This window comes from Streptomyces sp. NPDC059695, assembly GCF_042733785.1.
Classification (GTDB): Bacteria; Actinomycetota; Actinomycetes; order Streptomycetales; family Streptomycetaceae; genus Streptomyces.
The window spans coordinates 19,105-31,598 of sequence record NZ_JBHWFF010000048.1 but is presented as its reverse complement, the minus strand read 5'-3'; the positions used below and the strand labels follow the sequence as shown (position 1 = coordinate 31,598).

General features: G+C 74.5%; 12 protein-coding genes. 6 read left to right on the top strand and 6 right to left on the bottom strand.

What is annotated here, in order from left to right; genetic code table 11:
* Positions 1–3: 3 nt before the first annotated feature.
* Positions 4–219 (bottom strand): I78 family peptidase inhibitor, encoded by a 216-nt coding sequence (locus tag ACFV2S_RS35025; protein WP_329855716.1) that lies wholly within the window; start codon positions 217–219, stop codon positions 4–6.
* Between the two features lie 308 nt (positions 220–527).
* Between ACFV2S_RS35025 and ctaD the strand changes: the two genes are divergently transcribed.
* The gene (ctaD, locus tag ACFV2S_RS35020) at positions 528–2,222 is read left to right on the top strand and encodes a cytochrome c oxidase subunit I (protein WP_385569182.1); all 1,695 of its coding nucleotides are present in this window, start codon (positions 528–530) and stop codon (positions 2,220–2,222) included.
* Here the strand turns inward: ctaD and ACFV2S_RS35015 are convergent.
* The 4 genes from ACFV2S_RS35015 to ACFV2S_RS35000 form a co-directional block, all read right to left on the bottom strand.
* Positions 2,179–3,147 (bottom strand): helix-turn-helix transcriptional regulator, encoded by a 969-nt coding sequence (locus tag ACFV2S_RS35015; RefSeq protein WP_385569112.1) that lies wholly within the window; start codon positions 3,145–3,147, stop codon positions 2,179–2,181. The two genes, ctaD and ACFV2S_RS35015, sit on opposite strands and share 44 nt — an antisense overlap.
* Positions 3,148–3,457: 310 nt before the next feature.
* Positions 3,458–4,732 (bottom strand): glycosyltransferase, encoded by a 1,275-nt coding sequence (locus tag ACFV2S_RS35010; RefSeq protein WP_385569108.1) that lies wholly within the window; start codon positions 4,730–4,732, stop codon positions 3,458–3,460.
* A 72-nt stretch (positions 4,733–4,804) separates the two neighbouring features.
* Complete coding sequence (locus ACFV2S_RS35005) at positions 4,805–6,097, bottom strand: ABC transporter substrate-binding protein (protein WP_385569104.1); 1,293 nt, start codon at positions 6,095–6,097, stop codon at positions 4,805–4,807.
* Positions 6,075–6,590, bottom strand: coding sequence for a hypothetical protein (locus tag ACFV2S_RS35000; protein ID WP_385569100.1), 516 nt, complete (start codon positions 6,588–6,590; stop codon positions 6,075–6,077). Before ACFV2S_RS35000 ends, ACFV2S_RS35005 begins: the two co-directional genes overlap by 23 nt.
* A 120-nt stretch (positions 6,591–6,710) precedes the next feature.
* Here ACFV2S_RS35000 and ACFV2S_RS34995 point away from each other — a divergent pair, with 120 nt between their 5' ends.
* From ACFV2S_RS34995 to ACFV2S_RS34985, 3 genes are read left to right on the top strand one after another with little or no spacing between them, the layout of a single operon-like run.
* Positions 6,711–7,109 carry a hypothetical protein gene (locus tag ACFV2S_RS34995; protein WP_385569096.1) on the top strand — a complete coding sequence of 133 codons (399 nt, stop codon included), beginning with the start codon at positions 6,711–6,713 and terminating at the stop codon, positions 7,107–7,109.
* On the top strand, positions 7,097–9,613 hold the full coding sequence (locus ACFV2S_RS34990) for an ATP-binding cassette domain-containing protein (protein ID WP_385569092.1): 2,517 nt from the start codon (positions 7,097–7,099) through the stop codon (positions 9,611–9,613). The genes ACFV2S_RS34995 and ACFV2S_RS34990 overlap by 13 nt, the downstream gene beginning before the upstream one ends.
* On the top strand, positions 9,610–10,269 hold the full coding sequence (locus ACFV2S_RS34985; protein WP_385569088.1) for an ATP-binding cassette domain-containing protein: 660 nt from the start codon (positions 9,610–9,612) through the stop codon (positions 10,267–10,269). Before ACFV2S_RS34990 ends, ACFV2S_RS34985 begins: the two co-directional genes overlap by 4 nt.
* Positions 10,270–10,273: 4 nt before the next feature.
* Here the strand turns inward: ACFV2S_RS34985 and ACFV2S_RS34980 are convergent, their stop codons facing one another.
* Positions 10,274–10,960 (bottom strand): transglycosylase family protein, encoded by a 687-nt coding sequence (locus ACFV2S_RS34980; RefSeq protein WP_385569085.1) that lies wholly within the window; start codon positions 10,958–10,960, stop codon positions 10,274–10,276.
* 238 nt (positions 10,961–11,198) lie between these two features.
* Here ACFV2S_RS34980 and ACFV2S_RS34975 point away from each other — a divergent pair, with 238 nt between their 5' ends.
* Together ACFV2S_RS34975 and ACFV2S_RS34970 are read left to right on the top strand one after the other, a co-directional pair.
* A complete protein-coding gene (locus tag ACFV2S_RS34975) occupies positions 11,199–11,981 on the top strand; it encodes a hypothetical protein (protein ID WP_383798627.1) in 783 nt (260 codons plus the stop codon).
* Positions 11,982–12,121: 140 nt separating this feature from the next.
* Positions 12,122–12,442 (top strand): hypothetical protein, encoded by a 321-nt coding sequence (locus ACFV2S_RS34970; protein WP_383798630.1) that lies wholly within the window; start codon positions 12,122–12,124, stop codon positions 12,440–12,442.
* Positions 12,443–12,494 lie beyond the last annotated feature (52 nt).

Sequence of the window (12,494 nt, the reverse complement as noted above, 5' to 3'; positions counted from 1 at the left end):
CCCTCAGCCGAGCCAGCAGCGGGTGACGGAGCCGTGCTCGACCTCGAAGTTGATGCGCCCGGACAGGTACTCCATGGTGATGATCGAGCCGGGCGGCAGGGACCGGACGACGCTCCAGCCGCGGGTCCTGGCGAGCCGCTCGGCCCCCTCGGCGTCGAGCCCCACATAGGACTCGGGAGCGTCGCGGGGCGGTTCGGGAGTGCGCGAAGTGGGTGACATGAACCTCACGTTAGTCCCTTGGCGGTCACGCTTGTGTCACAAGTTCTCGACATATGTTTGCCCTGCTCACCGGGGTCCGAGAGGAGGGTTTCCGGCCGTTTCTCCAGTAATTCCGAACAGCACCCAGCAGTTCGCACGAAGCGCGCACAAGCGTCGGTAACACACACTCAATTCCCCGCTTCCCCGGCCCCGTCCCGAATTGCGACGGCGACGCGCGCCCGGGGCGCACACTCTTCCCTTACACAATGCTTACGCTGTCCGAACGCCCGGAGACGCGGAGCCGGGAGGTCGGCGAGGCGGAGGCAGCGATGGGCAACGGGACAGCGACCGCGACCACCGAATCGCCCCGCGAGCGGCACGGCCGCGTCCTCGTCGACTGGCTCACCACGACCGACCACAAGAAGATCGGCCACCTGTATCTGGCCACCTCGTTCGTGTTCTTCCTGTTCGCCGGACTCCTGGCGATGGTGATGCGGGCCGAGCTGGCCCGCCCGGGACTCCAGATCGTCACGAACCAGGAGTTCAACCAGGCCTTCACCCTGCACGGCACGATCATGCTGCTGCTCTTCGCCACACCCACCTTCGCCGGCTTCGCCAACGAACTGGTGCCGCTGCAGATCGGCTCGCCCGACGTCGCCTTCCCGCGGCTCAACATGTTCTCGTACTGGCTGTTCCTCTTCGGCGCCCTGATGGTGCTCGGGTCCCTCTTCACGCCGACCGGCCCCGCCGCCTTCGGCTGGACCGCCTACGCCCCGCTCAACAGCCTGGAGCGGTCACCGGGCGTCGGCGTCGACCTGTGGATCATGGGGCTCGCGCTCTCCGGCTTCGGCACGATCCTCACCTCGGTGAACTTCCTCGCCACGATCATCGGCATGCGGGCGCCCGGCATGACCATGTTCCGGATGCCGATCTTCACCTGGAACGTGCTCTTCACCGCGGTCCTGGTGCTCGCCGCCTTCCCCGTCCTCGCCGCGGCGCTGCTCGTCCTGGAGGCCGACCGGCGCCTCGGCTCCGTGGTCTTCCAGCCCGAGAACGGAGGAGCCCTGCTCTGGCAGCACCTCTTCTGGTTCTTCGGCCACCCCGAGGTCTACATCATCGCGCTGCCGTTCTTCGGGATCGTCAGCGAGATCATCCCGGTCTTCGCCCGCAAGCCGATCTTCGGCTACGCGACGCTGGTCGGCGCCACCATGGCGATCACCGGCCTCTCGCTGGTCGTCTGGGCCCACCACATGTTCGTGACGGGCGCGGTGCTGCTGCCGTTCTTCTCGATGCTGTCGTTCCTCATCGCCGTGCCCACCGGGGTGAAGTTCTTCAACTGGACCGGGACGATGCTGCGCGGCTCGCTCTCCTTCGAGACCCCGATGCTCTGGTGCGTCGGCTTCCTCGTGTCCTTCCTCTTCGGCGGGCTCACCGGCGTCATCCTCGCCTCGCCGCCGATGGACTTCCAGGTCACCGACTCGTACTTCGTCGTCGCCCACTTCCACTACACGGTCTTCGGCACCGTCGTCTTCTCGACCTTCGCCGGGTTCTCCTTCTGGTGGCCCAAGTTCACCGGCCGGATGCTCGACGAGCGGCTCGGGAAGATCCACTTCTGGACCCTCTTCACCGGCTTCCACCTCACCTTCCTGGTGCAGCACTGGCTCGGCGCGGAGGGCATGCCCCGGCGGTACGCCGACTACCTGGCCGCCGACGGCTTCACCGCGCTCAACACGGTGTCCACCATCGGCGCCTTCCTGCTCGGCCTGTCCACCCTGCCGTTCCTCTACAACGTCTGGCGGACCTGGCGGTACGGCGAGAAGGTCGGGACCGACGACCCCTGGGGCTACGGGCGCTCCCTGGAATGGGCGACGTCGTGCCCGCCGCCCCGGCACAACTTCGAGGCCGTGCCCCGGATCCGCTCCGAGGCGCCCGCCTTCGACCTCCACCACCCGGAGTTCGCCGCGTACGAACGGATGCGGATCAGCTCCCCGGCCGGTCGAGGGCACGGGACAGACGGTCCCTGAGCGCCCGCACCGCCTCCACGAGCTCCGGCGGGTCGACCACCTCGAAGTCGAAACCCATGAACATCACGTGGAACACCATGAAGTCCAGACTGCGCGCCCCGGTCCGCAGCAGACAGGCCTCCTCGCCGTCCGCCGTGAGCACCCCGTCCAGCGGGCCGACGACGGCCGCCGCCTCGGCGAGCGGGACGAACAGCCGGACCGTCGCCTCCTGCGCGTAGGCGGCGCCGGACACGCCCTTCTGCACGTACGCCGCCAGGTCCTCGGCGGGCGGCTCGCGGGGCGGGAAGCGCGGGCCGTGGGGCGGGGTCGGCTCGATCCGGTCCGCCCGGAAGGTACGCCAGTCGCCCCGGTCCAGGTCCCAGGCGACCAGGTACCAGCGGCGCTCGGTGCAGACCAGACGGTGCGGTTCGACGATCCGGCGGGTCGCCGTGCCACCGTGGTCCCGGTACGCGAAACGGAGCCGCTCGGCGTCCCGGCAGGCGTGGGCCAGCTCGGTGAGGACGGCGGGGTCGACCCGTTCCCTCGGGGTACGCAGGAGGGGCACCGTGAACGCGTTGAGCGCCCCGATCCGGCGCCGGAGCCGGGACGGCAGGACCTGCTCCAGCTTCGCCAGGGCGCGTACGGAGCTCTCACCGATGCCCTCGACGCCCTGCCCGGCGGCGGAACGCAGCCCGACCGCGACCGCGACGGCCTCGTCGTCGTCGAGGAGCAGCGGCGGCAGCTCGGCGCCGGCCCCCAGCTGATACCCACCGCCCGTCCCGGGGCTGGCGTGCACGGGATAGCCGAGCTCCCGGAGCCGGTCGACGTCCCGCCGCACGGTGCGCGGCGTCACGCCGAGCCGCTCGGCGAGATCGGGGCCGGACCACTCTCGGTGGGCCTGAAGCAGGGACAGCAGCCGCAAGAGCCGCGCGGAGGTCTCCAACATCCCCCAAGTCTCCCAACCCTCGCGGACAACGTCGGTCCGCAATGCCACCCCCGTTGTGGGCATGCGTTCCGCCGGGGCGGAACGGGTGGGCACAACGGAACGGCGCCCTTGCCGGCGCGGGAGGCTCTGGCGCCTGAACCCGCACCGCCGGTGACGGCACCTAGTGGTGCGGGCCAGGGCGCGGAACGCGGAGGCGCCGCTAAGCGCGCCGTCCCGTGTGCCCACCCGTCCCGCCCAGCGGGACGATTGCCCACACGGGCAGCGGCGCGGGGCACCGCCCCGTCGGGTGCGGGCGGCGGCGAGGCGGGGGTCAGCGGAGGCGGCGGACCAGGCGCCCCGCCCTCGCCTTCTGGGCGTAGACAGCGTCGATCACCCACCCCACCCCCCGATGCACCCGCACCCGCGCCGGCGCGTGCGTACGGCGGCCCGCCCCGCGGGCCACCAGCTCCCCCCACAGCGCCTCGTGCCGCGCGGCGATCCGCACCGGGTCGAAGCGCTCGGACGCGGCGAGCGCCGCCCGCCCCGCCCCGGCCCGCAGCTCCTCGTCCTCGACGAGCTCCCGCAGCGCGCCCGCGAAGGCGGCGACGTCGTCGACCGGCACGAGCCGCCCGTCGACCCCGTCCTCGATGATCTCGCCCGGCCCGTGGGGGCAGTCGGTGGAGACCACCGGCAGTCCGCACCGCATCGCCTCGACGATCGTCATGCCGAAGGACTCCCGCTGCGAGGTCACCGCGGCGATCGAGCCCTTGGCCCACTCCGGTTCCATGGGCGTGACGGTCCCCATGAGGAACGCCTGGCCGGTGAGCCCCCGGTCCTGGATCTGCCGGGCCAGCGGGCCCCTGAGGTCCTGGACCGCGTCGCCGGAGCCGTAGATCCGCAGCTTCCAGTCGGGATGGTCGGCGGCCACGGACGCGAAGGCGTCGATCAGCACGTCGTACCGCTTGACGCCGGTCAGCCGGCCCGCCGCGACGACGGTCCGCGCCGCGGGGTCGGCGGGCCGCGCGGAGGGCGCGGGCACGCTGTTGGGGACGGCCTCGATCCGTACGCCGGGCAGGCGGAGCCTCCGGTAGGCGCGGGCGTCGGCCTCGGTGACGGTGGTGACGGCGTCGAGGAGGGCGTACTCGTGGGCTATGTCCCGGCGCAGCCGGTAGCTGTGGCCGTCCAGGATCAGGTGCTCCTGCCCGATGAGGACCGGACCCCGCCGGGCCTGCCGGACGAGCTGCACGTTGAGGCCGGGGCGGGTGGCGACGAGGACGTCGGCCTCCACTCCGCGCAGGTACTCCCCGATCCGGGCGTCGGTGAGCGCGCTGTACTGCTTCCAGCGGCCGTCGCCGCGCGGGAAGACCCGGGCGGGGCGGTGGTGGTCGGGGTGGTCGCCGTCGTATCCCGGGCTGTCGTGGCGCAGGTCGACGAGGTGACGCAGGGTCACCCCCGCCGGCAGGTCGAGGCGTGGACGGTCGCGGTGGCGGAACACCGAGACGATCTCCACCTCGTGGCGTTGCGCCAGTTCCTCGGCGAGGGTGAACGTGGTCCGGATCGTCCCGCCGTAGTGGTAGCCGTTGTGGAGCAGAAAAGAGATACGCATCGCGCTGCCGGTTCCCCCCGGTCAGTCATCATGTGGTCGGTGCCCGACTGTACTGCCGGTGCGTGACGGCCTTCACGGGCGGTAGCCGAGCTGCGGGACGGTCGCGCAGTTCTCCGTCATGTCGCCCTGGCTCACCCAGCCGCGGCCGTCCTGCCAGCGGGCCACGGACAGGCAGGTGTTCCGGGTCGCGGGCGGCCGGGCCAGGTGCTCGAACCGCACGGGCAGCAGCAGTCCGTCCGCGGTGTACGGCTCGGGACGGTTCATGAACTCCTCGACGCACGCCCGGGTGAGCGGACCCCGGGCGAGGCAGGAGCGGGCCGCGTCGGTGAACCACATCGCCGCCGCCCAGCCCTCCAACTGCCATTGGGACAGCGGCCGGTCGCCCATCGCCGTCCGGAACGCGCGGACGGCCGGGTGTCCGGTGTCCTCGTAGTTCCGGCTGGCGCCGGTCACCCACAGCGAGGCCCGGCAGCCGGGCGCCCTGGCGTAGTCGCGGGAGACGGCCGAGGACCAGTTCTGCACGTTGGTCACCTTGGCGGCGACCCGGACGCCGAGCGACTGCATCGCCTCGCACAGGCGCACGTTGCCGTGGGTGTCCATCGCGTCGAAGACGACGTCGGCGTGCTCGGCACGCAGATCGGCGGCGACCGCGCGGAAGTCGGGGAGGGCGAAGTCGACCTGTTCCTCGACGACGCGGTAGCCCTCGGCGCGCAGCCCCCGGGAGACCAGCCGGGCGTAGGCGGCGGAGGCGGACTGGTTGTAGGAGACGACGGCGGCGGTCCGCGCGCCGAGTTCCTTCCGGAACCAGCGGTAGACCTCGGTCCCGCCGTAGAGCGTGCCGTTCCAGCCGGGTGCGCGGCCGGTGCGCGGGGCCGAGCTCCCGTAGATGCCGTAGAGGTGCGGATAGGTGTCGTAGGCGGGGGTGAGGGGCTGTCCGCCGATGTCGGGGGCTCCCGCGCGGGCCACGAGGGGGGCGCCCGCGTAGTTCAGGGCGGTGGTGGCGACGAGGGCGAAGACGCCGCGCTCGTCGATCAGCCGGTGCACGCACGCGTTGTTGCCGACGCCGCTGCCGCCGTCGTCGCAGGTCTCCACCTGGACGCGGCGGCCGTCGAGGCCGCCGCGCGCGTTGAGGGCGTCGAACCAGGCGACGGCTCCGTCGCGCGGGCCGGTGAAGGTCTGCCCGCCGACCGGGCTCGTGGTGCTGGTGATGATCCCCACGCGGAGCGGCTCACCGCCGGAGGGGGTGGCGGTGGGCCGCGTCTCGAAGGCGCGCTCCGGGAGCCGGCTGCCGCATCCCGCGAGGAGGGCGAGCAGCACGGCGAGGAGCAGCGCCGTGACCGCCTCAGCAGCCCGGAACGGTGACACCGCTCAGCTCGACCAGGCCGCACAGGGTCTTCACGGAGACCTTCCAGGTGTCGTTCTGGAGGATGGAGGTGCCCCGGGAGCCGGTCAGGGCCGGGGTCCCGCCGACCAGCAGGTCGTAGGTGACGTCGGCGCCGGTGGCCGAGGTGAACTCGATGCCGGTGACCTTCGCCGAGGTCATGGCGGCGTTCTTGTCGGAGGCGAAAGCGCCGAGCACCGGCTTCAGCCGCTCCCCGTTCTCCAGGAGCCTCACCTTCTCGGCGACGGGCGTCCTCGGATCGAAGAACGCCGTCCAGTTCCTCGTGATCTCGGCCTTGGCGGCGACCGGGTCGGCCGGTGCCGCGGCCGCGGTCGGCGGGGCGGACGAGGACGTGCCTCCGCCGTTCGTGCCCCCGCCGTCCGAGCAGCTCGCGAGGGCGGGAGCCAGCGCGAGGACGGCGACGGCCCCGAGGACCGCGAAGCGGGAGCGTCGTCCCCCGCGTCGATCGACGGCCATCTGGCTCACCACCGGGTGTCTCGTCCGTCCTGAGTGGCTGTGTGCTGGTGTTACCAGGGTGGGACGGATCAGGGCATAGTGCAAGGAAGGAGACAGGGGGAGGGGACGAGGGAGGCCCCGGTGCCGACAGCCCGGATCCTGTGGTGGAGCGGCCTCGCGGCGGCCGCCGGCGGCGCGGTGCTCTGCGCCCTCGGCTGGTACGGGATCTCCGGCGAGCGCTTCGCGGAGCGTCAGCTGCCCTATCTGGCCTCCTGCACGGTGCCCGGGGCCGCGCTGCTCGTGGCGGGCGCGGTCCTCGTCGGAGCGGCCGCGCTGCTTCCCGTACGCCCTCCGGAGCCGGAGCCGCCGGCACCTCGGGAGACTCCCCCGCCGTCCTCGGACGGTCCCTTCCTGCGGGTCCCGGGCGGAACCCTCGCGCACCGCCCGGACTGCCCGCTGGTGGCGGGCAAGGAGGAGGCGGTGGAGGCGGGGGACGCGCAGCTCGCCCCCTGCCCGGTGTGTGAGCCGTGGCCTCCCTGACGTACGAGCTGACGCTGGCCGGCCTCGCGGTCGGCAGCGCCGCCGCGCTCACCGGCATCGGCCTCGTCGTCACCTACCGGGCGACGGGGGTGCTCAACCTGGCGCACGGCGCCGTCGCCATGGTCTGCGCGTACGTGCTCCGCGGGCTGGTGGTCGACCGGGGCTGGCCCCTGCCGTGGGCGGCCCTGCTGACGCTCCTGGTCGTGGCCCCCGCCCTCGGCCTCGTCCTCGACCGCGGCGTCTTCCGTCCTCTGGCGCTGCGCGGCTCGAACCCGGCGCAGACGCTGGTGGCGACGATCGGCGTCTTCGTCCTCCTGGTGGGCGGGGCGGTGCTGCTGTGGGGTCCGGGGGCGCGGGACGACGCGCCGGTGCTGCTCGGCGACGATCCGTGGGCGCAGCTCGCGGCGGTGCTGGCGCTGGCCTGCGCGGTGGGGGCGGTGACCCGGTGGACGCGGTTCGGCCGGGAGCTGCGGGCGGTCGTGGACAACCGCCCGCTCGCCGTCCTGGCGGGGATCGACGCGGACCGGGTGGCGGCGGCGGGCTGGGCGTTCGGCTCGTTCACGGCCGGGCTCACGGGCGTGCTGCTCGCCCCGTACGTACGGCTCGACCCGTACGGGATGCCGCTGCTCGTCGTCGAGGTGATCGCGGTCGCGGTGATCGCCCGGATGCGGTCGCTGCCGGTCGCGGTCGGGGCCGCGCTCGCGATCGGGGTCGCCCAGGCACAGCTGACCCGGCTGCACCCGGAGGGCTGGGCGGGGCCGCTGCTCCGGGCCGTCGGGGCGAACCTGTTCGTGGTGGCGCTCCTGGTGGCGGCGCTCGTCCTGCCCGGCATCGGCGGCAAGGGCCGGGACGCGCTGCCGCCGCCGGCCCGCGCCACCCGGGTGCCCACGGCCCTGTGGGTCGTGGTGGGCGTCCTGCTCCTGCTCCCCCTGGGCCTCGCGGGCTCCGACCTCCACACGGCGGTCCAGGTGCCCGCGCTCGCCGTGGTCCTCCTGTCGCTGGTCGTGGTGACGGGCCGGGGCGGCCAGATCGCACTGGGCCAGGCGGCGTACGCGGGCCTCGGCGCCCTCTTCACGGCGCTCCTCGCGACGGCCGGGCTGCCGACGGCCCTGGCCCTGGTCCTCGCGGTGCCCCTGGTGGCCGTGGCGGGCCTGCTGACCGGGTGGCCGGCGATCCGGCGGCACGGCCTGGCCCTCGCCCTGGCGACCCTCGCCGTGGGCGTGGCGGTGAGCCGCTTCGTCCTGACCCAGCCGTACGCCACGGCGGGCCTGGAGCTGGGCCGCCCGGCGGGCTTCTCCGACGACCGCGCCTTCTACGCCCTGGAGCTGGTGGTCCTGGCCGGCTGCCTGGCCCTCGTGGCGGCGCTCCGCCGGGGGCGCACGGGCCGGGCGCTCGCCGCCCTGCGGGACCACGAGCCGGGCGCCGAGGCGGCGGGCGTCCGGGTGCCCCGGCTCAAGCTCCTCGCCTTCGTCCTGGGCGCGGCCCTGGCGGCCCTGGGCGGCGGCCTGCTCGGTGTGGGCCTGCGGGCCTTCGACCCGGAGCAGTACGACCCGGTCCGCGGCCTGCTGTGGTTCGCCGCGGTCCTGGTCCTCGGCGCGGACAGCCTCCTCACCCCGCTGGCCGCCGCGGCCCTCCTGACGACCCTGGAAGCGGGCCCCCAGGCGGGCACGGCGGCGGCCCTGATCGGCCTCCTGGCGGCCCTGACCGCCCGGATCCCCCCGCTGGCGAACCTGCTGCCGACGCCACGACGCCGCCCGCGGCCCCTCCCCGAGGGCGGGCCGGACACCGGTCCGGCCGGCGGCCGGACGCCCGCCCGCCGCCCACCGCCCGCCGAGGGCCCCGCCGCCCGGCCGGGGCTCCGCGCACACGACCTCACCCTCGTCCACCCCGGCGGGGTCACCGCCCTCTCCCACGTCAGCCTCGACCTCGCGCCCGCCCGCGTCACCGCTCTCGTCGGCCCCAACGGCGCCGGCAAGAGCACCCTCTTCGACTGCCTCGCCGGGACCCTGCGCCCCCGCCGGGGCCAGGGCCGCGTCACGCTCGACGGCGCCGACATCACCCGCAGGTCCGCGCACGCCCGGACCCGCCTCGGCATCGCCCGGACGTTCCAGCGGCTCGCCGTCTTCCCCTCGCTCACCGTCGAGGAGAACGTCCGGCTCGGCGAGGAGCAGAAGGGCGGACGCGGCGACCCGGCCGCCGTGGAGCGGAGCCTACGGCTGTTCGGCCTCGACGGGCCCGTACGGCACCGGGCGGCGGCGGACCTGCCGACCGGGACCCTGCGCCGGGTGGAGCTGGCCCGCGCGCTGGCGGGGCGGCCGCACACCCTCCTGCTCGACGAACCCGCCGCCGGGCTCGACGCCGCCGAGACCGCGGCGCTCGCCCGGATCCTGGCGGCCCTCGCCGCGGACGGCCTGACGGTCCTCGTCGTGGAGCACGACCCGGACCTGGTCGCCGGGATCGCGCACACGGTGCACACCATGGACGGGGGCAGGATCCTGTCGTGAGCGTCGAGATGGCCCTGCGCGCCGCCCGGGTCCGCTACGGCCCCCTGGAGGCCCTCCACGGCCTCGACCTGCCCGTGCCGGCCGGGACGGTGACCGTCCTCCTGGGCCGCAACGGCTCGGGCCGCACGACCGCCCTGCGCGCCCTGGCGGGCACGGTGGCCCTCTCGGCGGGCCGCGTGGAGTGGCGGGGCGCCGACGTGACCGGAGTGACGGCACACCGGCGGGCGCGCCGCGGACTGTGCTTCGTACCGGACCTGCGGGCCGTGTACCCGGGCCTCACCGTCGCCGAGAACCTCGCGCTCGCCGCGCCCGGGGACAGCGCGCCCCACGCGGGCACCCCGTACCCGGAACTGGTTCCCCTCCTCGCCCGGACGGCCGGGACCCTGTCCGGCGGGGAGCGCAGGATGCTGGCGCTGGCCCGCGCGTTCCTCGCACCCCGCGCGCGCGTGGTGCTGGTCGACGAGCCGTCGCTCGGCATGGCCCCGCCGGTCGCGGCCCGTACGTACCGGATGCTCGCGGCGCTCGCCGCGGACCGGGGGGCGGCCGTGGTCCTGGCCGAGCAGCGCGTACCGGACGGGCTGCCGCCGGGCTCGGTCGTGCACGAGCTGCGGCGCGGCTCCCGGGCGTCGAGCGGGGAGCCGGCCGAGTACCGGTGACGGCTCAGAGCGGGTCGATCCGCAGCATGGCGCCGACGACGATCCGGTTCGGATCGGCCCCGATCACGCTCCGGTTCGCCGCGTACAGCGCCTGCCAGCCGCCCTTGATCCCGAAGCGGCGGGCGATGGAGCCGAGCGTGTCGCCGCGCTGGACGGTGTGGACGCGGCCGGACAGGCCGTACCGCTTGGAGCAGACGGGCCAGGCGCCCCACCCCTTGACCCGCAGCACGTCCTCGGCGACGGTGATCTGCTGCTGCCGGGTCGCCAGGTCGGCACGCCGGGCGTACTTCAGACCGCCGTACTCGATCCAGGTCGGGTGCCAGAACTGGAGCCCGCCGTAGAAGCCGTTGCCGGTGTTGGTCTTCCAGTTCCCGCTGCTCTCGCACTCGGCGACGCAGCCCCACGGCCACTGGTCCCGCGCGCAGGCGTACGGGGGCAGGGAGGCGGCCTCCCGGAGGGCGTCCGACAGGCCGAGGAGCGCGGCCGAGGCCTCCGCCACCCCGTCCTGCGCGTCCCGCACCGCGCCCGGCGCGTCCCGTACCCCGTCCGGCGCGTCCCGTACGGCCTCGGCCGAGGCCGGCGCGCCGAGGGGCGTGGCCCGGGCGTGGGCGGGCGCCGGGGCCATGCTCAGGAGCGCGGCCGCGGACGCCGCCACGAGGGAACCGGCCGTCCAAAATCGGATCTTCGACATCGGGGAAGGCTAGGCAGCCTCCCGGCGCCCCCGGCCCGTGCCGCGCGGAACAGTGTTCACACCCCACCCGGTCGGAGTCACGGCCCGCGGACGGCCCCGCACGGCCCCGGCCGCACACGCCTCCGGCAAGTTGCCTCGCTTCCGCGCGTGACCCCGGCCGAGGCTGACCCGTTGAACTCGGCATGAGACGACCGGGAACGGCCCGGCGTCCCCCCGTACCGAGTCCAGGGAGCCCCCCGTGCCGCGCATGCTCGACGTCAGCGAGGACGTACGCGCCGAGATCGGCGACGAAGAAGCGGACCGGCTGCTCGCCGGCGACAACGCCCCGGGCAGCTACGACTGCACGTCCTGCCGCACTCCGGGGGACTCCGACCAGGAGCGCACGAGCACGGTGCTGTTCGTCGGCGACGAGACCGCGGTCCTCGCGTTCGCGCACGCCACGTGCATCCCGTCGCAGGTCGTCCGGGTCGCCGAGGAGCAGCTCCAGGGCGCCGTGGCCTCCATCACGGCCTCCGACGCCGCCGACGCGCTCTCCGCGTCCCACCCCGAGCAGGCCGTGCTCGGGGTCACCAGCGGTCTCGTCCTGATCGAGGGCGAGCTGCACCCGGCGCTCGTCGTCGAGCCGACCGCGCCGGTGGCCCGACCCGGTTCGGACGGCCTCACCGACGAGTTCCTGCCGCTCCTGGCCGAGCAGGGCTTCCAGCCCGTCATGGACCTGGGCGCCAGGCCGGCGGTGCTGCCGGGCTGGTCGGTGCTGGTCGCCATGGGCCAGCTGCACTCCGTGCTCCAGCCGGGACCGGGCGGCGCCGGGCAGGCGGCCTGGTGGCAGGCGCACCAGCCGCTCCAGGTCACCGAGGGCTGGCGCGCGGCGGCGAACAAGTCGCACACCGTCCTGGTCTTCGCCGCCCCGGTGGGCTCGATCGGCCAGCAGCCGCGCGAGGACCTGCTCCGCGACGCCCTGGAGAAGGCCGCGGCGAACGGCCGTCTGGTCGCCGCCGCGATGCCGCTGGCCGGCACCTGATGGAGGACGGCCGGCCCGGGATAGGGCGGGCGCGGCGGCCCGGGACGGGGGCGGGCGTGCCGACCGTGCCGCGTCCCCGGGCCGCTCCCCTTTCGGAGAGCCGCCCGCATCCGACGGGCGTCGGTGTCGTTGGCACCTGTGTGCACCCATACGACCCGTTCCTCCAGCCGTATCCGAGCCAGATCCCGTCGATGCGCCCCGCGCGGGACGTCGCGACGGGGCCCTCGCCCACGCCGATCTACGACGCCCTGTACTCGGAGTACCTCAGGTCGTTCCGTACGCTGCCGGGCGACCGCAGCGGTGAGGAGGAGCTCGGTTTCCGGGCCTTCGGCACGGTCCTGAGCACAGGCGTGTACGGGCAGGGGCACCGGCCCGCGACGGCGCATCCGACGGCGTGGTCGGCGCAGCAGCACCCGCACCCGCAGGCGGCGCTGCCGCCGGGGCCCCGCAGGGGCCTCTAGGGGCGGAGCGAACGGCTGAGGGCCGGGATCCGATCGGATCCCGGCCCTCAGC